Source organism: Nocardioides sp. CPCC 206347 (genome assembly GCF_048654605.1).
GTDB lineage: Bacteria > Actinomycetota > Actinomycetes > Propionibacteriales > Nocardioidaceae > Nocardioides.
Genome location: NZ_JBMCYZ010000001.1, coordinates 893,951 through 914,786, shown reverse-complemented (window position 1 = coordinate 914,786; position 20,836 = coordinate 893,951). Strand labels below are relative to the sequence as shown.

The 20,836-nt window shown below is 70.1% G+C and carries 24 protein-coding genes; 17 read left to right on the top strand and 7 right to left on the bottom strand.

Going from position 1 to position 20,836, the window contains the following annotated elements:
- Positions 1–2: 2 nt before the first annotated feature.
- Together ACOACQ_RS04375 and ACOACQ_RS04370 are read right to left on the bottom strand one after the other, a co-directional pair.
- On the bottom strand, positions 3–254 hold the full coding sequence (locus ACOACQ_RS04375; RefSeq protein ID WP_420287680.1) for an acyl-CoA carboxylase subunit epsilon: 252 nt from the start codon (positions 252–254) through the stop codon (positions 3–5).
- 121 nt (positions 255–375) lie between these two features.
- A complete protein-coding gene (locus ACOACQ_RS04370; protein ID WP_420287679.1) occupies positions 376–1,980 on the bottom strand; it encodes an acyl-CoA carboxylase subunit beta in 1,605 nt (534 codons plus the stop codon).
- Between the two features lie 105 nt (positions 1,981–2,085).
- On the opposite strand from ACOACQ_RS04370, the gene ACOACQ_RS04365 reads away from it, so the two are divergent.
- The 7 genes from ACOACQ_RS04365 (at position 2,086) to ACOACQ_RS04335 (ending at position 7,772) form a co-directional block, all read left to right on the top strand.
- Positions 2,086–2,922, top strand: coding sequence for a biotin--[acetyl-CoA-carboxylase] ligase (locus ACOACQ_RS04365; RefSeq protein ID WP_378597379.1), 837 nt, complete (start codon positions 2,086–2,088; stop codon positions 2,920–2,922).
- A gap of 61 nt (positions 2,923–2,983) precedes the next feature.
- Positions 2,984–3,505, top strand: a complete 522-nt coding sequence (locus ACOACQ_RS04360; RefSeq protein ID WP_378597380.1) for a PH domain-containing protein — start codon at positions 2,984–2,986, stop codon at positions 3,503–3,505.
- Positions 3,498–4,460: an adenylate/guanylate cyclase domain-containing protein gene (locus tag ACOACQ_RS04355; protein WP_420287678.1), complete on the top strand. Its 963-nt coding sequence runs from the start codon at positions 3,498–3,500 to the stop codon at positions 4,458–4,460. Before ACOACQ_RS04360 ends, ACOACQ_RS04355 begins: the two co-directional genes overlap by 8 nt.
- Positions 4,461–4,543: 83 nt before the next feature.
- On the top strand, positions 4,544–4,870 hold the full coding sequence (locus ACOACQ_RS04350; RefSeq protein WP_378597382.1) for a winged helix-turn-helix domain-containing protein: 327 nt from the start codon (positions 4,544–4,546) through the stop codon (positions 4,868–4,870).
- 27 nt (positions 4,871–4,897) lie between these two features.
- A complete protein-coding gene (locus ACOACQ_RS04345; protein ID WP_378597383.1) occupies positions 4,898–6,088 on the top strand; it encodes a 5-(carboxyamino)imidazole ribonucleotide synthase in 1,191 nt (396 codons plus the stop codon).
- A 35-nt stretch (positions 6,089–6,123) separates the two neighbouring features.
- Complete coding sequence (purE, locus tag ACOACQ_RS04340; RefSeq protein WP_420287677.1) at positions 6,124–6,615, top strand: 5-(carboxyamino)imidazole ribonucleotide mutase; 492 nt, start codon at positions 6,124–6,126, stop codon at positions 6,613–6,615.
- A complete protein-coding gene (locus tag ACOACQ_RS04335; protein ID WP_420287676.1) occupies positions 6,612–7,772 on the top strand; it encodes a heparan-alpha-glucosaminide N-acetyltransferase domain-containing protein in 1,161 nt (386 codons plus the stop codon). Before purE ends, ACOACQ_RS04335 begins: the two co-directional genes overlap by 4 nt.
- Here the strand turns inward: ACOACQ_RS04335 and ACOACQ_RS04330 are convergent.
- Positions 7,769–8,203 (bottom strand): CoA-binding protein, encoded by a 435-nt coding sequence (locus ACOACQ_RS04330; protein ID WP_420287675.1) that lies wholly within the window; start codon positions 8,201–8,203, stop codon positions 7,769–7,771. The two genes, ACOACQ_RS04335 and ACOACQ_RS04330, sit on opposite strands and share 4 nt — an antisense overlap.
- Before the next feature lie 36 nt (positions 8,204–8,239).
- Here ACOACQ_RS04330 and ACOACQ_RS04325 point away from each other — a divergent pair, with 36 nt between their 5' ends.
- The 5 genes from ACOACQ_RS04325 to ACOACQ_RS04305 all read left to right on the top strand — a co-directional run bounded on the left by ACOACQ_RS04325 (position 8,240) and on the right by ACOACQ_RS04305 (position 11,961).
- Entirely contained in the window at positions 8,240–9,415 is a 1,176-nt protein-coding gene (locus ACOACQ_RS04325; RefSeq protein ID WP_378597388.1) for an acyl-CoA dehydrogenase family protein, read from the top strand.
- 234 nt (positions 9,416–9,649) lie between these two features.
- Complete coding sequence (locus ACOACQ_RS04320; protein ID WP_420287674.1) at positions 9,650–10,162, top strand: hypothetical protein; 513 nt, start codon at positions 9,650–9,652, stop codon at positions 10,160–10,162.
- Positions 10,163–10,231: 69 nt separating this feature from the next.
- A complete protein-coding gene (locus ACOACQ_RS04315; protein WP_378597390.1) occupies positions 10,232–11,011 on the top strand; it encodes a class E sortase in 780 nt (259 codons plus the stop codon).
- A gap of 132 nt (positions 11,012–11,143) precedes the next feature.
- Positions 11,144–11,710 (top strand): LPXTG cell wall anchor domain-containing protein, encoded by a 567-nt coding sequence (locus ACOACQ_RS04310; protein ID WP_378597391.1) that lies wholly within the window; start codon positions 11,144–11,146, stop codon positions 11,708–11,710.
- Between the two features lie 107 nt (positions 11,711–11,817).
- Complete coding sequence (locus ACOACQ_RS04305) at positions 11,818–11,961, top strand: DUF1059 domain-containing protein (protein WP_420287673.1); 144 nt, start codon at positions 11,818–11,820, stop codon at positions 11,959–11,961.
- 3 nt (positions 11,962–11,964) lie between these two features.
- On the opposite strand, the gene ACOACQ_RS04300 is transcribed toward ACOACQ_RS04305, so the two are convergent.
- Together ACOACQ_RS04300 and ACOACQ_RS04295 are read right to left on the bottom strand one after the other, a co-directional pair.
- Positions 11,965–12,828, bottom strand: coding sequence for a crotonase/enoyl-CoA hydratase family protein (locus ACOACQ_RS04300; protein WP_378597392.1), 864 nt, complete (start codon positions 12,826–12,828; stop codon positions 11,965–11,967).
- Between the two features lie 34 nt (positions 12,829–12,862).
- Positions 12,863–14,074 carry an LCP family protein gene (locus ACOACQ_RS04295; RefSeq protein WP_420287672.1) on the bottom strand — a complete coding sequence of 404 codons (1,212 nt, stop codon included), beginning with the start codon at positions 14,072–14,074 and terminating at the stop codon, positions 12,863–12,865.
- Between the two features lie 23 nt (positions 14,075–14,097).
- On the opposite strand from ACOACQ_RS04295, the gene ACOACQ_RS04290 reads away from it, so the two are divergent.
- Positions 14,098–14,604, top strand: a complete 507-nt coding sequence (locus ACOACQ_RS04290; RefSeq protein WP_378597395.1) for an acyl-CoA thioesterase — start codon at positions 14,098–14,100, stop codon at positions 14,602–14,604.
- On the opposite strand, the gene ACOACQ_RS04285 is transcribed toward ACOACQ_RS04290, so the two are convergent.
- Complete coding sequence (locus tag ACOACQ_RS04285; protein ID WP_378597396.1) at positions 14,594–15,484, bottom strand: LysR family transcriptional regulator; 891 nt, start codon at positions 15,482–15,484, stop codon at positions 14,594–14,596. The two genes, ACOACQ_RS04290 and ACOACQ_RS04285, sit on opposite strands and share 11 nt — an antisense overlap.
- A gap of 88 nt (positions 15,485–15,572) precedes the next feature.
- Here ACOACQ_RS04285 and ACOACQ_RS04280 point away from each other — a divergent pair, with 88 nt between their 5' ends.
- Positions 15,573–16,568 carry a threonine ammonia-lyase gene (locus tag ACOACQ_RS04280; protein ID WP_378597397.1) on the top strand — a complete coding sequence of 332 codons (996 nt, stop codon included), beginning with the start codon at positions 15,573–15,575 and terminating at the stop codon, positions 16,566–16,568.
- Between the two features lie 53 nt (positions 16,569–16,621).
- Positions 16,622–18,031 carry an LCP family protein gene (locus tag ACOACQ_RS04275; protein WP_420287671.1) on the top strand — a complete coding sequence of 470 codons (1,410 nt, stop codon included), beginning with the start codon at positions 16,622–16,624 and terminating at the stop codon, positions 18,029–18,031.
- Between the two features lie 31 nt (positions 18,032–18,062).
- On the opposite strand, the gene ACOACQ_RS04270 is transcribed toward ACOACQ_RS04275, so the two are convergent.
- Complete coding sequence (locus tag ACOACQ_RS04270) at positions 18,063–18,836, bottom strand: inositol monophosphatase family protein (RefSeq protein WP_420287670.1); 774 nt, start codon at positions 18,834–18,836, stop codon at positions 18,063–18,065.
- Positions 18,837–18,968: 132 nt separating this feature from the next.
- Between ACOACQ_RS04270 and ACOACQ_RS04265 the strand changes: the two genes are divergently transcribed.
- Together ACOACQ_RS04265 and ACOACQ_RS04260 are read left to right on the top strand one after the other, a co-directional pair.
- Positions 18,969–19,901 carry a glycosyltransferase family 2 protein gene (locus ACOACQ_RS04265; protein ID WP_420287669.1) on the top strand — a complete coding sequence of 311 codons (933 nt, stop codon included), beginning with the start codon at positions 18,969–18,971 and terminating at the stop codon, positions 19,899–19,901.
- Positions 19,898–20,830, top strand: a complete 933-nt coding sequence (locus ACOACQ_RS04260) for a glycosyltransferase family 2 protein (RefSeq protein WP_378597401.1) — start codon at positions 19,898–19,900, stop codon at positions 20,828–20,830. The genes ACOACQ_RS04265 and ACOACQ_RS04260 overlap by 4 nt, the downstream gene beginning before the upstream one ends.
- Positions 20,831–20,836 lie beyond the last annotated feature (6 nt).

Sequence of the window (20,836 nt, the reverse complement as noted above, 5' to 3'; positions counted from 1 at the left end):
GGTCAGCGCGGCAGGGCGCTGGCGCGCCAGGCGCCCCGGCCGTGCGCGGGGGCGCGACCGGGGTAGGTACGCAGCTTCCGTGCGGGCGAGGCCCACTCCGACTTCACCGGCTCCTCGGCCGGAGCGCCTCCGCCCAGGGCGGAGAACACGGCGACGATCGCGGCGACCTCTTCCGGGGTGGTGGACGGCGTGATGATCCGGAGGAGAGGCGCGGCAGGAGCCGCGACTGCCTCGGGGTTGGTCTCGTTCGTCATGTCGGTCCTCTGATTTCGACGCGGCCGTCGCGGCTGCTCGCTTCGCTCGCCGCCGCGGGCCTTGCTCAATCCTGCCTCAGTTCGGTCGCCCCGCTCCTGCGTTGCGGGGCGACCGAGTCGGCTAGAGCGGGATGTTCCCGTGCTTCTTGGGCGGCAGCGTCTCCCGCTTCGTGCGGAGCAGGCGCAGCGCCTTGATGACCTCGGCGCGGGTCTCGTGCGGCATGATCACGCCGTCGATGTAGCCGCGCTCGGCCGCGATGAACGGGTTGGCGAGGGTCGTCTCGTACTCGTCGATCAGCTCGGCGCGACGCGCTTCCACGTCGCCGCCGGCAGCGGCCAGGTCGGCCAGTTCGCGCCGGTGGATGATGTTGGCCGCGCCCTGGGCACCCATGACCGCGATCTGGCCGGTGGGCCACGAGAGGTTGATGTCGGCACCGAGGTGCTTGGAGCCCATCACGTCGTACGCGCCGCCGTAGGCCTTGCGGGTGATCACGGTGACGAGCGGGACGGTCGCCTCGGCGTAGGCGTAGATCAGCTTCGCGCCGCGGCGGATGATGCCGGTCCACTCCTGGTCGGTGCCCGGCAGGAAGCCGGGCACGTCGACGAACGTCAGCACCGGGATGTTAAAGGCGTCGCAGGTGCGGATGAAGCGGGCCGCCTTCTCCGACGCGTCGATGTCGAGGCAGCCGGCGAACTGCATCGGCTGGTTCGCGACGACGCCGACAGGGCGTCCCTCGACGCGGCCGTAGCCGACGATGATGTTCGGGGCGAAGAGCGGCTGCACCTCGAGGAAGTCGGCGTCATCGAGGATCGAGGTGATGACGTCGTGCATGTCATAGGGCTGGTTCGGGCTGTCCGGGATCAGCGTGTCGAGCGCGCGGTCGACGTCGGTCGGCTCCAGGTCGGCGACCTCGTCGTACGACGGCGCCTCGTCCAGGTTGTTCTGGGGGAGGAAGGACAGCAGCGCCTTGACGTACTCGACGGCGTCCTCCTCGTCGGCAGCCATGTAGTGGGCGTTGCCGGACTTGGTGTTGTGCGTGCGCGCACCACCGAGGTCCTCCATCGTGACGTCCTCACCGGTGACGGTCTTGATGACGTCAGGTCCGGTGATGAACATCGCGGAGGTCTGGTCGACCATGATCGTGAAGTCGGTGACGGCGGGGGAGTAGACGTGGCCACCCGCGCAGTTGCCCATGATCATCGAGATCTGGGGGATCACGCCGGAGGCGTGGACGTTGCGGCGGAAGATCTCGCCGTACAGGCCGAGCGAGACGACGCCCTCCTGGATCCGGGCACCGGCGCCTTCGTTGATGCCGACGATCGGGCAACCGGCCTTCATCGCCAGGTCCATGACCTTGGTGATCTTCTCGCCGTAGACCTCGCCGAGCGAGCCACCGAAGACGGTGAAGTCCTGGGAGAACACGCACACCTGGCGGCCGTCGACGGTGCCGTAGCCGGTGATGACGCCGTCGCCGTACGGACGGGTCTTCTCGAGCCCGAAGGCGGTCGACCGGTGCCGGGCGTATTCGTCGAGCTCGACGAAGGAGCCCTCGTCGAAGAGCATCGCGATCCGCTCGCGGGCCGTCTTGCGACCCTTGGCGTGCTGCTTCTCCTGCGCCTTGGCGGCCGGTGCGTGCACGGCCTCGTCGGTACGACGTTCCAGATCGGCGAGCTTGCCGGCGGTGGTGTGGATGTCGATCTCTGCCGGCTCGGGCTGCGCGGTCACGGTGGGCTCCTCCTACGATGACACCCCAGCTGGTGGGCCCTCTGCTGGGCCGCTTGACGGGCACTGGGGTTTTCTCAGGGCGTCTGCTGCGCAAGGGTAGTGCCCGTGACGGCCAGCCCGACCCAGCGCCCTGCTCGTGGACCACTCGACGCCCAACGGCTGTCGGATGCCTTCGCGCTCCACCCCGATCTCAGCCTGGAGCTCCTGGCCGAGGCGCCATCGACCAACCAGGTTGCTGCGGAGCGTGCCCGCGAGGGTGCCGCGGAGGGTCTCGTCGTGGTCGCCGACCACCAGGTCGCCGGTCGCGGCCGGCTCGACCGCACCTGGGACACGCCCCCGGGGACGGCGGTGACCTTCTCGATCGTCCTGCGCCCGACCGTTCCTGCGGCGGTCTGGCCGTGGCTGCCGCTCCTGGTCGGCCACAACGTGGCCAAGGCGATCACCTCCCGGGGGTACGACGCCCGGGTGAAGTGGCCCAATGACGTCCTCCTCGACGGCGACCGCAAGGTGGCCGGAATCCTGGTCGAGCGGATCGAGACGCCCGACGGTCCGGCCGCCGTCGTCGGGGTCGGGATCAACGTCGACACCACGTCCGACGAGCTGCCCGTGCCGACGGCGACGAGTCTCGCGATCGCCGCACCCGGCGCCCCCGACCGCACCCAGGTGCTGCTCGAGGTGGTGGCCGCCATCCGTGAGGGGTACGACGTCTGGCAGGCCGGCGGCGACCTGGGCACGGCGCGCCTGTCGACGTCGTACCGCTCCCACTGCGTGACGCTGGGCCGCGACGTGCGTGTGGAACTGCCCGGTGGTGGCGAGCTGCTCGGTCGCGCCGTCGACGTCGACGAGCACGGTCGCCTGGTCGTGGAGAAGGCGGACGGCAACCGGGAGCTGGTCGGCGCGGGAGACGTCATCCACGTCCGGAGCGCCGACGCCGCCCGATGAACGCACCCTGAGTTGCCCGATCGGGGCTGGCGGATCGGGGCCGGGGTGGGATGATCTCCACGTGGCCATCTCCAAGAAGCTGCTGAACCCCGGCGAGCGACTCATCATCAGCACCCGTCAGCACCCCAAGGCGCTGTTCGTGCCCATCCTGCTGCTGGTGCTGTTCCTGGCCATCGCGGTCTTCGCGCAGGTGAAGCTCGAGGACGACGGCTTCCAGCAGACGCTGACCTACATCGTGTGGGTGCTCGCCCTGCTCGGCATCCTGTGGTTCACGGTCCGGCCCTTCTTCGTCTGGCTGACCACGGTCCACGCCTTCACCGACCGGCGGCTGATCACGCGCAACGGGATCCTGACGCGCCGTGGCCACGACATCCCGCTGGCCCGGGTCAGCGACATCTCCATCGAGATCAACCTCATCGACCGCCCGTTCGGTTGTGGCAGCCTGTTGATCGCGGACGCGTCGACCAACGGGCTGGTCCGCCTCAACGACATCCCGCACGTCGAGGCCGCACAGCGCCAGCTCAACGAGCTCCTCCACGGCCTGCACCGTGCGCCGGAGGTCCGCCGGGACGAAGGTGTCTGACAGCGACCCCGAGCGGAAGCTCCTCGGCGAGGAGCCCCAGCTCACGGCTGCGGAGGTCGCCGAGCTCGCCGGCCTGCCCCTCGAGAAGGCGCGGCGACTGTGGCGCACCCTCGGGTTCCCCGAGCACGGTGACGAGCGCGCCTACACCCATGCGGACGTCGCTGCCCTGGGCCTGATGGTCGACCTCGTCGGTGAAGGAGTCATCGACTTCGACGTCGCGCTCAACGTCGCGCGTGGGGTCGGCCTCACCATGGCGCGGCTCGCCGACTGGGAGGTGGGCGAGCTCGTCCACCACGTCAACGACGCGTTCGTCGCTGAGACCGGTGGCGAGGACGGCGACTCCACCGGCTGGGTGATCGACCGCTTCGGCACTCGTTTCGAGGACCTCCTCGTCTATGCATGGCGCCGGCACCTCGCCGCATCCGTGGTGCGGATGCAGTCCGTGCGCGCCATCGACGCCGATCCGCACACCACCGACCTCTGTGTCGGCTTCGCCGACATCGTCGGCTTCACGGCCCTGTCCAACGAGGTGACCCGCGAACGGATCGGCGAGCTCGTCGACATCTTCGAGGCCCGCTGCGGTGACGTGATCAACCGCGAGAAGGGCCGGATGATCAAGAGCATGGGTGACGCCGTGCTCTTCGTGAACGACGATCCGATGGCCGCCTTCGCCACGGCCGAGGGAATCATCAACGTGATCGGCCGCGATCCGCGGATGCCGGACGTACGCGTCGGCCTCGCCACCGGCGGTGTGGTGCTGCGACTGGGCGACGTCTTCGGACCTCCGGTGAACCTCGCTGCACGCCTCACCCAGGTCGCCCGGCGCAACCGGATCATCGTCGACCAGGCGACCGCCGACCTGCTTCCGGCGGACCAGATCGAGACCCGTCCGCTGCCCCCGCGACCCGTCCGCGGCTTCGGCGTGGTCGAGCCGGTCGCCGTACGCCGGGCCTGACGCCACTACTCCCAGGGACATGGGTCGGCAAAATTCTTGCCGTTTCCCCGCGAGATCCCGGCGCGATCCTTACCTTGAACCCTGTGATCGAGGTGCAGGACGTGCGGGTTGATCCGTCAACCCGCAGGACGTGGCGTGGGGACCGCGAGGTACTCCTGTCGCGCAAGGAATTCGACCTGGTGCACGCCCTGATCGCCCGCGCCGGCTCCGTGGTCACCCGCGAGGAACTCATGCGGGACGTCTGGGGAGTCACCTTCTGGACGTCGTCGAAGACCATCGACGTCCACCTCGGCTGGGTACGACGCAAGCTCGGTGACGACACCCGCCAGCCCCAGCTGATCACCACGATCCGTGGTCAGGGCCTGCGATTCGAGACCACGGTCAGCGCTGACCTCACCGGTTCGGCCTGACACCTCCCGATTGCGTAGGGTTCGGCCGTGTCCACGACCGATTCCGCTGCGCCCCGTATTGCCGTCATCGGTGGCGGACAGCTCGCCCGGATGATGGCCCAGCCGGCCATCGCGCTCGGCGTACCGCTGCGCCTGCTGGCCGAGGCCGAGGGTGTCTCCGCCGCCCAGGTGATCCCGGACCACCGGGTGGGGGACTACCGCGACCTCGCTGACCTGCGCGCGGTCACCGAGGGCTGCTCGGTCGTCACCTTCGACCACGAGCACGTCCCGACCGAGCACCTGCGCGCGCTGGCGGCCGACGGCGTCATCGCACACCCGGGCCCCGAGGCCCTGGTGCACGCCCAGGACAAGATCGTGATGCGCGAGGCGATGGCCCGGCTCGGTGCGCCGCAACCGCGCTGGGCGGTGGTCGGCTCGGCTGCCGATGTCGAGGCGTTCGGCCTCCCGTGTGTCCTCAAGGTCAGTCGCGGAGGGTACGACGGCAAGGGGGTCTGGGTCGTCCGTACTCCTGACGACGCCACCGAGGCACTGGCCGTGGCCGCGTCGGCCGGCGTGCGCGTGCTCGCCGAGGAGTTCGTGGACTTCCGTCGCGAGCTCTCCGCGCTGGTGGCCCGGGCGCCCAGTGGCCAGGCTGCTGCGTACCCGGTCGTCGCGACCCTGCAGGTCGACGGCGTCTGCCGGGAGGTGGTCGCGCCGGCACCCGACCTCGACCCGGGCCTGGCCACCTCTGCCCAGCAGCTCGCCCTGCGGATCGCGGGCGAGCTCGGCGTGACCGGCATCCTCGCGGTCGAGCTCTTCGAGACCGTCGACGCCGAGGGTCGGGTGCAGGTCCTGGTCAACGAGCTCGCCATGCGACCGCACAACACCGGCCACTGGACCCAGGACGGCGCGGTCACCAGCCAGTTCGAGAACCACCTGCGCGCCGCACTCGACCTGCCCCTCGGCTCACCCGAACCGCGCGCCCGCTGGACCGTGATGGTCAACATCCTCGGCGGCGACCAGGGAGACGGGCACCAGGTCGGACGCCTGTACGACGGCTACCCCCACGCCTTCGCCCGCGACCCGCACCTGCGGGTGCACCTCTACGGCAAGGACCTGCGCCCGGGCCGCAAGGTCGGCCACGTCAATGTCTACGGCGACGACCTCGAGGACTGCCTCGAGCGCGCCCGGCACGCCGCCGACTGGTTCAGTGGAGACCTCGGCAACGACAGCGAGTGAGCTGGCCGGACCCGGCAACCTCTAGGCTCGCGCCCATGAGTGCGCGTGTAGGCATCGTGATGGGCTCCGACTCCGACTGGCCGGTGATGCAGGCTGCGGCAGAGGCGCTGGCCGAGTTCGACATCCCCTTCGAGGCGGACGTCGTCTCCGCCCACCGGATGCCGGAGGAGATGCTGCAGTACGGCAAGGATGCCGCGAGCCGCGGCCTGTCGGTGATCATCGCCGGTGCCGGCGGGGCCGCCCACCTGCCGGGCATGCTCGCTTCCGTCACTCCGCTGCCGGTCATCGGTGTTCCGGTCCCGTTGAAGTACCTCGACGGCATGGACTCCCTGCTCTCCATCGTGCAGATGCCGGCCGGTGTCCCGGTCGCCACCGTCGCGGTCGGGGGCGCGCGCAACGCCGGCCTGCTCGCCGTACGCATCCTCGCGGCGACCGACGTCGCCCTCCAGCAGAAGATGACCGAGTTCCAGGCCGAGCTCAAGGCCGCCGCCCGGGCCAAGGGTGCGGTGGTACGGCGCGAGGGATGATCCTGCGCCCCGCTCGATCAGCCGGGCGACTGGTCGGCGTCGACCTCGCCCGCACCATCGCCCTGCTCGGGATGGTGGCGACCCATGTGCTCGACGGCCACACGGCCAGCGGCGGCCTGACCACGGTCCAGTGGCTGGCGGGCGGGCGTGCCTCGGCACTCTTCGCGGTGCTGGCCGGCGTCAGCCTCGCCCTGATCACGGGCGGGACCACGCCGCAGGCGGGACGCGACCTCGGGCGGTCCGCGGCCGGGATCGCGGTTCGTGCGGTGCTGATCGCGCTGATCGGGCTCGCCCTCGGCGGGCTGGAGACCGGCCTCGCGATCATCCTGGCCTACTACGGGGTGCTGTTCCTGCTGGGCCTGCCGTTCCTCGGCCTGCGTGCCCTGCCGCTGGCGATGCTGGCCGGTGCGTGGCTGGTGGTCGCGCCCGTGGTGTCCCATCTGGTGCGGCCCGAGCTCCCGGACCGACTCTCCGGAAGTCCCGACTTCGCCTCGCTCGGAGACCCCGGCCAGCTGCTCGCCCACCTGCTGTTCACGGGCACCTATCCGGCCGTGCCGTGGCTGGCGTACCTGCTGGCCGGCATGGCGCTCGGACGCACAGACCTGCGCGGGTGGCGCACGCCGCTGCGGCTGGCCGGCTGGGGTGCCGGCCTCGCGGTGATGGCGACCGTCGTGTCGCGCCTGTGCACTGCGGATCCGGGGATCCGTGGCGCGCTGTTCCCGCACCGCGTGCTCACCCACGAGCAGGCGCTGCGCGTCCTGCAGGACAGCCTCCACGGATCGCCACCCACGGGGGGAGCGTGGCAGTGGCTGCTGGTGGTCTCGCCCCACTCGGCAACGCCCTTCGACCTGGCGCAGACGATCGGCAGCGCCCTGGTCGTCCTGGGGCTGGCGCTCGTCCTCGTCGACGTGGTCCCGCGTCATGGCAAGGTCGCGCTTGCGCTGGTGGCCGGCGCCGGGGCCATCCCGCTCACGGCCTACACGGTGCACGTCGTCACGAAGACCGAGCAGGTGTGGCCGGCCGAGCAGCCCGACAACTTCGGCTGGTACGCCGCCATCGTCCTCGGGCTCGGCGCCGCGTTCGCGTTGTCCGGGCGCCGGGGACCGCTCGAGGCCATCGTGGGCTGGCCGGGCCGCTGGCTCCGGCGGAGCGACTAGGTTCGCTTGCGCCATTCGATGGCCGGGCACGTGTCCATGACCATCGGGACGCCGGCGGCACGGGTGCGCTCCAGCGCGGCCCGGTCGATGACACCGAGCTGGAACCACACGGCCTTCGCGCCAACGGCGACGGCCTGGTCGGCGAAGCGACCGGCCTCCTCGGACCGCCGGAACACGTCGACGACGTCGATCGGGAACGGCACGTCGGCGAGCGTCGCGTAGCCCTGCTCGCCCAGCACCACCGGCGCGGACGGGTGGATCGGGACGATCCGCTTGCCCCGCTCCTGGAGCATGCGGGCGATCGAGTACGCCGTACGCGCGGGGTTGCCGGACAGTCCGACCACGGCCCACGTCTCGCAATCGTCGAGCATGAAGTCGACTGCGGTCGGGTCGATCGATGCGATCTCGGTCACAGTCTCCTCGGCGGCCATGAGGAGGCAATGCTAGGACGTCCTACTATTATTCCCATGACCAACGCTGACTTCCCGACGTACGCCCTCACCGAGGAGCACCAGGCCATCCGCGAGGCCGTCCGCGCGATCTGCGACGCCAAGGTGGCTCCCTTCGCGGCCATCGTCGACGAGGAGGCGCGTTACCCGCAGGAAGCCCACGATGCCCTGGTGGCCTCGGACTTCCACGCACCGCACGTTCCCGAGGAGTACGGCGGCGCCGGCGCCGACGCGCTCGCCACCGTCATCGTGATCGAGGAGGTCGCCCGCGCCTGCGTCTCGTCGTCCCTGATCCCCGCCGTGAACAAGCTCGGCTCGCTGCCCGTCCAGCTCGGTGGCGGCGAGGAGATCAAGAAGAAGTACCTCTCGAAGCTGGCTGCCGGTGAGGGCGGATTCTCCTACTGCCTGTCCGAGCCGGACGCCGGCTCCGACGCCGCCAACCAGAAGACGACGGCCGTGCGCGACGGTGACTTCTGGGTGCTCAACGGCGTGAAGCGCTGGATCACCAACGCCGGGGTCTCGGAGTACTACACGGTCCTCGCGATGACCGACGCCTCCAAGCGCACCCGCGGCATCACCGCCTTCGTCGTCGAGAAGTCCGACGAGGGTGTCTCGTTCGGCGCGCCGGAGAAGAAGCTCGGCATCAAGGGCTCCCCGACCCGCGAGGTCTACTTCGACAACGTGCGCATCCCCGCGGACCGGATCATCGGCGCGGAGGGCGAGGGCTTCGACATCGCCATGCGCACTCTCGACCACACCCGCGTCACGATCGCCGCCCAGGCCGTCGGCGTCGCACAGGGCGCGCTCGACTACGCGCTGGAGTACGCCAAGGGCCGCATCCAGTTCGGCAAGCCGATCGCGGACCAGCAGGGCCTGCAGTTCCTGCTCGCCGACATGGGCATGAAGGTCGAGGCCGCACGCCAGATGACCTACGCCGCCGCCGGTCGCTCCGAGCGCGGCGACAAGGACCTCACCTTCTTCGGTGCCGCGGCGAAGTGCTTCGCGTCCGACGTGGCCATGGAGGTCACCACCAACGCCGTGCAGGTGCTCGGTGGCTACGGCTACACCCGCGACTACCCGGTCGAGCGGATGATGCGCGACGCCAAGATCACCCAGATCTACGAAGGCACCAACCAGGTGCAGCGGATCGTCATGGCGCGGCAGCTCCTCGCCGGCGTGCAGAGCGACATCTGAGTAATCGTCCTGGGTGGTTCGTGTCGCCACGCCTGGCCGAGCGCAGGGTGCCCGCGGCGCGCATGCGAACGAAAAAAAGTAAAAAGAGTGCGGATTGTCGCGTAACAAAAATCACATCTGCGGGTTGAAGGCATATCCGACCATCGTGGGGAACTGCGTCGGGCGTTCTGTGCATCAAGGTGATGAGGTCAAATGCGACAGTTCATGGTCATCGTTTTCGCTGCCTTGGCACTGATGGCTGCCCCTGGGGCGGCGCAGGCCGACGACACCTACAGCCCTGACGTTCCGACCAGCTGCAACGTCACTGTGCCCACCGCCGTCGCCGGCCAGCGGGTCGTGATGCGCGTCGTCGTGACCGCCAACACCAACCTGCCCGTGACCGGATCGGTCGACATCAAGATCACGAAGGGCGCGGCGACTGCCCGGACTGCCCGGGTCGCGCCCGTCACGGTGTGGACGAAGACGGTCCGCTACGAAGACTCGCCCTTGCGCGTCGTGGGGCCACGACTGTCCCGCGGTGACCACATCGCCAGCGTCCGTTTCACTCCCGACGCTGCCACCTTGATCGGCTGCGAGGACGTTGCACCGTTCGAGGTCGGTGGTGTCCGTGACGACGGCGACGTCGGGGGCGAAGGCGATCTGCCCGACACGGGTGGCCCCAACATCCTGTTGCTCCTGGCGGGTGCGGTCATGGTCGTCGCCGGTGTCGAGCTGGTGGCCTCAAGCCGGCGCCGCTCCCGGGCGTGACGCTCTCCACCGCGTAGCGTTGGATGAGTGGGTGACCCGAGGGACGGTCGCCCGAGGAGGGGAACCCGCATGACGCAGTCGGACAACGAGGCCGTGGAGTCGACGGACGACACCGCCGACAGCGGCACCACGCGCGTGCGCCGTCGGCGCTCGCGCTCCAGTGACACGACGCAGGGCGACGGCAAGCCGCCGGCGTCGGCGCGCAAGAAGATCTCGTTCTGGCTCGGCTGTGGCCTGATTGCGGCCGGCCTCTCCGTCCTCGGCTGGGTGGCCTGGCAGTTCTGGGGCACCAACTGGCAGTCGCAGCAGCGCCAGGGTGACGTCCGTGAGGCGCTCCACGACGGTTGGGACGACGGCCAGGACGTGGTCCGCACGAAGTTCGGCAACGCGAGCGCGATCCTGCACATCCCGCGGTTCGGCAAGGACTACGCCGTCCCCGTGCTCGAGGGCTCGACCGACGAGGTCCTCGCGGCCGGCGTCGGACACATGGAGGACACGGCGGCCGCAGGCGCGAAGGGCAACTACGTGCTGGCCGGACACCGGGTCACGCACGGCGAGCCGTTCGCCGACCTGCCCGAGCTCCAGGCGGGCGACAAGGTCTACGTCGAGACCCGCGTGGCGACGTACACCTATGAACTGGACACGGGCGGGGAGGACCTCATCGTCCCGTTCACGGCGGGCTGGGTCCTGGCGGCCTCACCGGTCAACCCGAAGTCGGGCGGCACCCAGCCACCGTCCGACGTGGGCGACTACCTGATCACCCTGTTGACCTGTTCCGAGATCTTCCACACCGACAACAGGTCTGTGCTGTTCGGGCACTTGATCGAGACCGCACCCACTGCTGGGTGAGACTTGGACCACTTTCGCTACCCCGCTCGCCCAGAGTGGCGCAATGACGCTACTGTGATTCCATTCGAGCGCCCCGTGACGTCACCTTTGGGTGGCCCGGGTCGTTGCATGGGGTAGTTGAAGGAGGTCGTCTTGCTCAGGAAGACAGTTGCGCTCGCCGCGCTGGCCGCAGCGTTCGTCGTTGCGCCCGCCACGTCGGCAGTCGCTGATCCGTACTCACCGAAGATTCCGACCGAGACCAGCATCGAGGTCACGAGCACCGGCCCCGGCGATCCGATCTCGATCGTCGTGAGTGCCAGCGCGAACTACCCGACGCCTCCCGAGGGTGACATCGCTGTGGCGATCTCCGCGAGCTCGAGTGCCGCACGCGGCGCCCAGTCCGTGGTGGCCGCACCGCTGTTCACCACCACCGTCCACTTCGTCGACCAGCCGATCACCATCGAGGGCCCGGGTCTGCCGAAGGGCAGCTACATCGGCACGGCGTCCCTGACGCCCGATGACTCCGGCCTGTTCCTCCCCTCCGACGACACCGACGCCTTCCGCATCGGCGTCGCAGGCGAGACCGGTGGCGAAGAAGAAGGTGGACTCCCGAACACGGGCGGTCCCAACGTCATGTGGCTGGTCCTCGGAACTGGCCTCGTGGCCGCAGGCGCCGGTGGCGTCGGCTACGGCCGTCGCCGCGAGGGCGCAGCAGCCTGACCGCACAGCAGCATCCATCCCGGCCGTCCCCCAAGGGGCGGCCGGGATTGCTTTTCCCCCGACTCCACTAGGCTGGCAGGAACCTGTTCTCGTTCCTGGAGGTCCTGATGCCGTCGCTGCGCTGTCCCTGTGCCCTCACCCTGCGGGGTGACACCGACGACGAGCTGGTCGAGAAGGTGCAGGAGCACCTCGCGGCCGAGCACCCCGGCCGGGAGTACTCCCGTGACGAGATCCTGATGATGGCGATGTAGCGCTCACTCGATCGCGGGGAGCTCCGACGCCTTGCCGGTGAACTGCGGCGCGCGCTTCTCGAGGAACGCGGCCACGCCTTCCTTGCCGTCACCGATCGACGCCCAGTACATCGCGAGGGAGTCGGTGAGGTGCGCCTCGAGCGGGTCGGCGGCAGCGACGTTGCGGTAGAGCAGTCGCTTCGCCAGGCCCAGTGCCACGGGCGAACGGCCCACTACGAAGCTGCGGGCCAGGTCGTACGCCGCCGGCAGCAGGTCGTCGGGTGCGTGGACGCTGCGGACCAGACGGCCGGCGAGGGCCTGTTCGGCGGTCAGGATGTCGGCGGAGTAGACCCACTCGAGGGCTTGCTGGATGCCGACGATCCGCGGCAGGAACCAGCTGGAACATGCCTCGGGCACGATGCCGAGCCGACCGAAGACGAAGCCGATCCGCGCCTTCTCCGACGCGAGGCGGATGTCCATGCCGAGCGTCATCGTCGCCCCGATCCCGACAGCCGGACCGTTGATCGCGGCGATCACGGGCTTCGGCAGGGCGTGGATCGCGAGCGTCACCTTGCCGCCGGTGTCGCGGATGCCGGTGTCGTACGGCGCTTCGTCGTACGACGCCCGGAAGTCCTCGGGAGTGGGCGAGAGCGATTCGTCGAGCCCGAAGACGTTGCCCTCGGCCGACAGGTCCATCCCGGCACAGAAGGCCCGGCCCGAACCGGTCACGACCACGGCGCGAACGGTGTCCTCGCGGGCATCGGTCAGGAAGACCTGCTCGAGCTCGCGCGCCATCGTCAGGTTGAACGCGTTGAGCGCGTCGGGGCGGTGGAGCGTGAGGGTCGCGATGCCGTCGGCGTCGACGTCCCAGGTCAGGGTCTCGTACACGGGTGTTCCTTCGGGGTGTCGTCAGTCGGCGTCGTCAGTCGGCCAGGCCGGTGGCGGTGCACAGGTCGGGGGTGATGTCCTCGGTGCGGTCCTCGATGATGGTCGCAAAGAGCTTGTTCGCGCGCTTCTTGTCCCACGTGGCGTCGGCGCTCGCGAGGGGGACTGTGCACGACTCGCCCGTGTCGGTCATGGCCAGGGCCCACTTCCCGGCAGCAACAGGCCCCATGCCTTCGCCGAAGCGGAAGAAGTCCGGCACCGCGGCGTTGAGCTTCCACCAGCGCAAGGGGTTCACGACCGACCACGGGGAGAGCACCCTCTTGCCCACCGCGGCGACGACCTCACGTTGTTGCTGCACGCGGGCCAGGTCCGAGATGGGGCTGTGCTTGCGAGCCCGCGAGTAGGCGAGTGCCGTTGCGCCGTCGACCTCCTGGCAACCCTTCTTCACGTCGAGCCCGGACGGCTTGTCGCGGATCGCCTTCTTGGGGCAGATCTCGATGCCGCCGACCGCGTCGACGACGCCGACGAGCCCGCCGAAGCCGATCTCGACGTAGTGGTCGATCCGGATGCCGGTGGCGTTCTCGAGCGTCTGGACCAGCAGGGGAGTGCCGCCCTTGGCGTAGGCCGAGTTCACCTTGCTCGTCCCGAAGCCGGGGATCTTGAGCGGGGAGTCGCGCGGGATCGAGACCAGGGTCGTCGGCCCGTCGCCGGTGTGCAGCAGCAGGATCGTGTCGGTGAGCTCGCTCTTCTCGTTGCCCGTGTGGAGCTTCTTGCGCTCCTCCTTGGTCAGTCCGGCGCGCGAATCGCTGCCGACCAGGAGGTAGGTCGTCCCGGGCTGGTCGCCCGGGCGGTCAGCGGACGGCTCGAAGTCGACCTTGTCGACCTTGTTCCAGCTCACGATGGGAACTGCGACGAGGAAGACCAGCCACAGCGCGAGCAGCGCGAAGAACAGGCGGACGTAGGTCCGCGGTCGCGACCACGGGCTGCGGCGCGGAGCCCAGTTCGGCCGGGGGCTGCGTGGCGGCTCCGGCGTGGCGCCGTACTGCTCGATCGGTGGCATCCGGTTGGTCTGCCGTGGAGGGGAGACCCCGGGGCGCGGCTGGACGGGGAGCCGTCGCGTCGGGTCTGCGTCGCGTCCCGGCTGCGACCCGGACCCGGACCCGGCCCCGGGCGCGCCGTAGATCCAGTCGAACCCGTCGCCGTTCGACCCGTCGCCGTCGTCGCCGTTGTGGTTGCCACGCCCTGCCATGAGAAGGACGCTACCGTCAGGCCGTGAGCGAAATCGTTGCGGCACGCACGCCGTCGTACTCCCGCATCGAGCTGGCGACCGTCACCTCACGTGCCCAGGCCAACCTGCTGGGCAACATCCACGGCGGTGAGGTGGTGAAGCTCGCCGACTCGGCGGCCGGGGTCGTCGCCCAGCGGCACAGTGGCGGCCCGGCCGTGACCGCGGCGCTCGACGAGATGGCCTTCCTGGAGCCGGTCCGGGTCGGTGACATCGTGCGGACCTTCGCGCAGATCAACTGGGTGGGCTCGTCCTCGATGGAGATCGGGGTCCGGATCGAGACCCAGCCGTGGGACGCCGCGACCGAGTGGCGCCACGTGGGCTCGGCCTACTTCGTCTTCGTCGCCATCGACGGTGCCGGAGCAGCACGGCCGGTGCCCGCCCTCGAGCCGGAGAGCGACGAGGACCACCGCCGGATGCGCGAGGCCGGCATCCGCCGCGCCCACCGCCTCGCCAAGCGCCTGGAGATCGACGCCGCGCGCCTCATTCCCTGAGCGGTTCGGCCACCTCGGTCAGCGCGGCCGCGACCGCGTCCACGGCGGCGGGTCGGGGTGGGGCGCCGTACGAAGACAGCTGGACGCGGCGCTGCGCCGCCAGCGGACGTCGTACGACGTCAGGGTGCTGGTGGGCGCGCAACGCGAGTCCGGGCAGCACGGTGACGCCCATGCCGGCCGCGACGAGGGACTGCACCGCGACGTAGTCGTCGCTGGCAAAGGCGATCGCGGGTGTGAAACCGGCGTCGTCGCACAACGCCAGCAGCTCGCGGCGGCAGCGCTCGCACCCGGTGATCCATGCGTCGTCGGCCAGGTTCGCGAGGTCGACGGGCAGGTCGGCCGCGGGGGCGTCGGCCGGGCGGGTGACCAGGAACAGCCGGTCCTCGAACACGGGCACGGACGTGATCTGGTCCGGTTCCGGCTGGCCGGGGTAGGTGAAAGTCAGCGCGAGGTCGACGGTGCCGGCGCGGAGCAGTTCGTGCGCCTCGGGCGGTTCCGCCTCGACCAGGTCGAGGTCGATGCCGGGGTGGCGCCCGGCGAGCAGGGCGAGGGCCGCGGGGACGAGGGTGGCTGCACCCGAGGGGAAGGCCGCCAGCCGGACCCGACCGGCCTGGAGGCTCGTGGTGGCCGCGAGCTCCTCCTCGGCGCGGGCCAGCATGCCGAGGATCTCCTCGCCACGCAGTGCGAGACGCTCGCCCTCCGGGGTGAGTCGGACCCCGCGACCGACGCGCTGCAGCAGCACGCTGCCCGTCTCCGCCTCGAGGCGCCGCAGGTGGTGGGAGATCGTCGGCTGGCCGTAGTGCAGCTGGACGGCGGCAGCCGAGACCGAGCCGGTCCGGTGCACGGCGACGAGGGCTTCGAGGCGGCGCAGGTCGATCATCCGCTGATCCTACAGATCGACAGTATCGATTAAAATCCATGAAAGGAACTATTGGACCGATGGGTGGGTCGCGCGGGACCATGACGGCATGACTGCCGTGGACCCGACCTTCGACGACGTGCGCCGTGCGGCCGACGTCGTCGCCCGCGAGTTGCCGGCGACTCCGCTGCAGTCCCATCCGCTTCTCGACCTCGCGGTCGGCGCCGCCGTACTCGTCAAACACGAGCACGTGCTGCCCACCGGATCCTTCAAGGTGCGCGGTGGTGTCCACCTCGCCTCCACGCTGACCGCTGCGGAGCGCGCCCACGGCCTGGTCACGTGCTCGACGGGCAACCACGCCCAGTCGGTCGCGTACGGCGCCCGGTTGGCCGGCGTCCGCGCGACGATCGTGATGCCGTCCAGCGCGCCCGCAGTGAAGCGCGACGCGGTCGCGGCCCTGGGCGCGGACGTGGTCGTCGCCGGCAGCACGCTCGGAGAGGCAGCCGCCGAGGCCCGGGCACTCGCCGCGGCCACCGGCGGGTCGTTCATCTGTCCGACCGATCGCCGGATCGTGCTCGGCCACGCGACGGCGTACCTCGAGCTGTTCGGCCAGGCGCCCGACCTCGCGGCCGTGTTCGTGCCCATCGGCAGTGGCACGGGAGCCTCCGGCGCCTGCCTGGCACGCGACGCCCTAGCCCCGGAGTGCCGGGTCGTCGGGGTCCAGTCCGCGGCCGCACCGGCGGGATGGCGTTCGTGGAGCTCGGGCGAGATCCAGACTGCTCCGGCCACGACGCGGGCCTCGGGGCTGGCCACGACGACGGGTTACCCGCTGCCGCAGCGGATCCTCCGCGACCGGCTCGACGAGTTCGTGCTGGTCACTGACGACGCCATCGACGATGCGGCCCGCCTGCTCGCCACGCGCGCGCACACCCTCGCCGAGGGCGCCGGGGCCGCTGCGCTGGCCGGCCTGCTGTCCCCGCACAGCACCGTGCGGCCCGGACAGTTCGGGGGACCGGTGGCCGTGATGTGCACGGGCGCCAATGCCTCCGGGGACGAGATCGCCCGGCTCGCCGAACCGGGCGGCGTCTCCGTGCCCGCAGCCTGACCCAGCGGCGCGTCGCAACCCGTGGGACGGTTGTGACTGGTGATACTGGGCGGGTGCCGCAGATCGCCGTAGACGAGCGGGCCGCGCGGGTGCGTTTCCGCCGGGCCCTGACGCTGATGGCGTTCACCCTGCTCGTGCCCGGTTCGGCCCAGCTGGTCGCGGGCAACCGCGACATCGGCCGGGTCGCGATCCGCGTCTGGCTGGTGTCGCTCGGCACGCTGGTCGCCGGCGCGATCGCCATCGCCCTGCAGCCGTCCCTCGGCCTCAGGCTCGCGCTGAACGCCGACGTGATGCTCGCCGCCCGCCTCTACATGCTGGTCGGCGCCGTCGCCTGGGCAGCGTTGTTCATCGACGCCTGGCGGATCGGCCAGCCCCTCACCCTGCGCCTGCCGCACCGCCGCGCGATCGTCGGCGTCAACGGCATCCTCTGCTTCTCGGTCGCCGGGACGCTGCTGTTCGGTGCGCACCTCGCTGCCGCGCAGCGCGACTTCCTGACCCAGTTCGTCGACGGCGACCTCGGTGCTGCCAACGACGGTCGCTTCAACGTGCTGTTGCTCGGCGGTGACTCTGGCGCGGACCGCTGGGGCCTGCGCCCGGACTCGATGACGGTCGCGTCGGTCGATGCCACGACCGGGCGCACCGTGATGATCGGCCTGCCGAGGAACATGCAGAACTTCCCGTTCCGGGAGGGCTCGGTCATGGACAAGCAGTTCCCCAAGGGCTTCGACTGCGACGGCTGCTACCTCAACGGCGTCAGCACCTGGGCCGAGGACCACACCGACCTCTTCGACTCCGACCACCCCGGTATCGAGGCGACCAAGATGGCCATCGAGGGCATCACCGGCCTGGAGATCAACTACTGGGTGATGGTCAACATGAAGGGGTTCAAGCGCCTCGTGAACGCGTTCGGCGGCGTGACCCTCAACGTGCGCCAGCGCATCCCGGTCGGCGGCCTCGGCAGCGACGTCACCGGATACATCGAACCCGGCACGCGCAAGCTCAACGGTCACGACGCCCTGTGGTACGCCCGCTCCCGCGAGGGCAGCGACGACTACTCGCGGATGGCGCGCCAGAAGTGCGTGATGACGGCGCTGCTCACCCAGATCAGCCCGAAGCAGGCGTTGACGAACTTCCAGGAGATCGCCGAGGCGTCCAGCGCGATGATCAGCACCGACATCCCCGGTGGCGCACTGAGCGACTTCGTGCAGCTGGCCATGCGGGCGCGCAAGGAAGCCGTCTCCACGGTGTCCCTGGTGCCGCCGCAGGTCAACACCGCCCACCCGGACATCGACCTGGTCCACAAGATGGTGGACAACGCCATCGACCGCGCCGAGGGCAAGAAGAAGCCCAAGGCGACGAAGACGAAGAAGAAGAGCACCGGCAAGGTCAACGGCGGATCGCTCGGGTCCCGCAACGACGGCTACACCGCCAACGAGACCGACGACGTCGCTGCTGCCTGCTGAGCAGGCGAGGTGAGCAGGCGAGCTGGGCGGATCAGACCAGCGAGGCTGCGAGTGTCGCGACCACGGCGTCGTACGTCGCCCGGTCGGGCGCCGCGACGATGCCACCGTCGAGTCCCAGCGGGACGATCGGCTGACCGTCGTGGCGACCGATGACACCGCCGGCCTCGGTCAGGATCAGCGCACCGGGCAGGTGGTCCCACGGCATGGTCCGGTTGTAGAGGAGCGCGGCCGCGTCGCCCGCCATCAGGTGCGGGTAGTCCACGCCGCAACACGCCCAGGTGAGCTCGAGGGTGCCGAGGCCGACCAGGTCGCGGCCGACCCAGGACCGTCGGGCGGTGCGGTACGGCGCCCCGGTGCCGGTCGTGACGCTCAAGCGCTCGCCGTTGAGGAAGGCGCCGGCGCCACGCTCGGCGACGTACGACCGCTCGTGCTGGGGCTGCCAGATCCAGGCGCGGGTGATCTCGCCGGCCCGTACCTCCGACACCATCACCGCGTGGTCGGGAGAGCCGTTGACGAAGTTCTTGGTGCCGTCGACCGGGTCGACGGTGAAGCCGTGCCCGGACTGCGCGAAGCGGTCGAGCAGGGACGGGTCCGCCGCCATCGCCTCCTCGCCGAGGACGACGACGTCGGGATACGCCGCGAGCAGGGCTGCGGTGATCAGCACCTCCGACTCGTGGTCGGCGATCGTCACGAGGTCGCCGGGATTCTTCTCCGAGACCTGGTGATCGGCCAGTGCGCGGAACCGCGGATTGATCACCTCGGCGGCGACGTCCTGGAGCAGGGTCAGTACGGCGTCGGTGTCCACATGAGGAACGTTAGTCGTGCAGGACCCGCGATCGCCCGACGGGCACCGGTCAGTGTCCGTCGGGTACGAGGTGGTTCACGGTGGCCGGGCGGCGAATCAGGATGATCCGAACCGGACAGTAGGGTGGCCCGCGTGCGTGTGCAGGCGGTCGTCGTGACCTTCAACCGGTTGACGATGCTGCAGCGACTCATTCCGCGGCTGCAGGCGGTTCCCGGGCTCGAGCGGATCCTCGTGGTCGACAACGCGTCGACCGACGGGACGGGGGAGTGGCTGGGTCTCGAGGCTCGCTCCGCTCGCACCTCGACCACCGGACCTTCGTTCGAGTTCGAGACGCTGGCCACGAACACGGGCGGCGCCGGCGGGTTCCACCACGGGCTCGCGTGGGCGGTCCGCGAGGGTGCCGACCTGGTCTGGCTGATGGACGACGACGGGATGCCCGCCCCGGACTGCCTCGACCTGCTCCTCGAACGGGTCGAGCGTGACGGGCTGGACTTCTGCGGTCCTGCGGTGCTCGCCGAGCACGACCCCTCGCGCCTCTGCTTCCCGATCCGGTTGCCCGGCGGCACGAAGGTCGTGCACGCGATGGCCGAGGTCGAGGCCGCCGCGGTCGACGGACTGATCGACGGCGTGGTGATCCCGTTCAACGGGGTGCTGGTGACGCGCGACCTCGTGGAGCGCATCGGGCTGCCGCGCGAGGAGTTCTTCATCTGGGGCGACGACGTCGAGTACCTCTGGCGCGCCGAACGGGCGGGTGCCCGGATCGCGACCGTCGTCGACGCGCACTTCCATCACCCGGCCACCGACGACCTCGGCACGCCGATGATGTTCGGGAGGACGACGTACAACCACACGCCGAGCGACCTCAAGCACTACTGCATGGCGCGCAACAACACCCTCAACCTGCGGGCCTACCGCGGGTGGGTGCACGTCCTGCTGTTCTGGATCAAGACGGTCTGGTTCTACCTGTTCACCCGTCGCCAACCGGCGCGGATCCCGCTGAGCGCTCGCGCCGCAGTTTCCGGCCTGCGCGGCGACTTCTCCGGACACCGGAAGTACCTCACGTGAGTTTCGAGGCTCGCTCCGCTCGCACCTCAACCACCGAGAAGGTGGCCGTCGTCGTGGTGACCTACAACCGCGCCGACCTCCTCGAGAAGATGCTCGCGGGCCTGGCCGCCCTCGATCGCGCTCCCGACGCCGTCTACGTCGTCGACAACTTCAGCTCCGACCACACGCCCGACGTGCTGGCCGCGTCGACGCTGCCCGGCCTCGTCACGATCCGCACCAGCGAGAACCTCGGTGGTGCGGGCGGTTTCCGGCTCGGGCTGAAGACCGCCTACGACCGCGGCCACGACGCGATGTGGCTGATGGACGACGACGTGGTCCCCGCCCCCGACTGCCTCACGCGCCTCCTCGAGGTCGACGGCTCCTGCCTGATCGCGGTGCGCGAGGACCGCGCCGGCGCCCTGGTGGAGAAGGCCGCGATCCGCTTCGACCTGCGCAACCCGCTGGCGATCCGCCCGAAGACGGCCAGCATCGACTCGTCGTACCCGGACCGGGCGGCCATGCCGGCCACGGTCGAGGTCGAGAACGTCGCCTTCGAGGGCTTCCTCGTGCGCCGCGAGGTGATCGAGAGGATCGGCCTGCCCGACGCGTCGTACTTCATCTTCTACGACGACGTGGACTTCGCGATCCGGGCCCGGCGGGCCGGGTTCCCGATCCGGGCGGTTCGCGATGCCGTGCTCGTCCGGCAGCTGGACTTCGACCAGCAGCACGACCTCGCGGGCTGGAAGGGGTACTACATGTACCGCAACCTCTTCGCCGTCCACATGAGGTACGGCGAGAACCCGCTGGTCCGCCTCAAGCCGTGGCTGATCGCGCTGGCGGTGGTCCTGCTCAGCCCCCTGCGCGGCGGTCGCGCCGAGGTGCGCAACGTCACGCGTGGGCTTCGCGACGCGCGTCGGATGCGGCAGGTGCCCTCGACGTCCGTAGACTGACCGACC

Excerpts from the sequence above, each read along its gene's own strand:
- ACOACQ_RS04375 (WP_420287680.1), bottom strand. The coding sequence starts at position 254 with ATGACGAACGAGACCAACCCCGAGGCAGTCGCGGCTCCTGCCGCGCCT.
- purE (WP_420287677.1), top strand. The coding sequence starts at position 6,124 with ATGAGTGCGCGTGTAGGCATCGTGATGGGCTCCGACTCCGACTGGCCG.
- ACOACQ_RS04335 (WP_420287676.1), top strand. The coding sequence starts at position 6,612 with ATGATCCTGCGCCCCGCTCGATCAGCCGGGCGACTGGTCGGCGTCGAC.
- ACOACQ_RS04330 (WP_420287675.1), bottom strand. The coding sequence starts at position 8,203 with ATGGCCGCCGAGGAGACTGTGACCGAGATCGCATCGATCGACCCGACC.
- ACOACQ_RS04325 (WP_378597388.1), top strand. The coding sequence starts at position 8,240 with ATGACCAACGCTGACTTCCCGACGTACGCCCTCACCGAGGAGCACCAG.
- ACOACQ_RS04320 (WP_420287674.1), top strand. The coding sequence starts at position 9,650 with ATGGCTGCCCCTGGGGCGGCGCAGGCCGACGACACCTACAGCCCTGAC.
- ACOACQ_RS04315 (WP_378597390.1), top strand. The coding sequence starts at position 10,232 with ATGACGCAGTCGGACAACGAGGCCGTGGAGTCGACGGACGACACCGCC.
- ACOACQ_RS04305 (WP_420287673.1), top strand. The coding sequence starts at position 11,818 with ATGCCGTCGCTGCGCTGTCCCTGTGCCCTCACCCTGCGGGGTGACACC.
- ACOACQ_RS04295 (WP_420287672.1), bottom strand. The coding sequence starts at position 14,074 with ATGGCAGGGCGTGGCAACCACAACGGCGACGACGGCGACGGGTCGAAC.
- ACOACQ_RS04285 (WP_378597396.1), bottom strand. The coding sequence starts at position 15,484 with ATGATCGACCTGCGCCGCCTCGAAGCCCTCGTCGCCGTGCACCGGACC.
- ACOACQ_RS04280 (WP_378597397.1), top strand. The coding sequence starts at position 15,573 with ATGACTGCCGTGGACCCGACCTTCGACGACGTGCGCCGTGCGGCCGAC.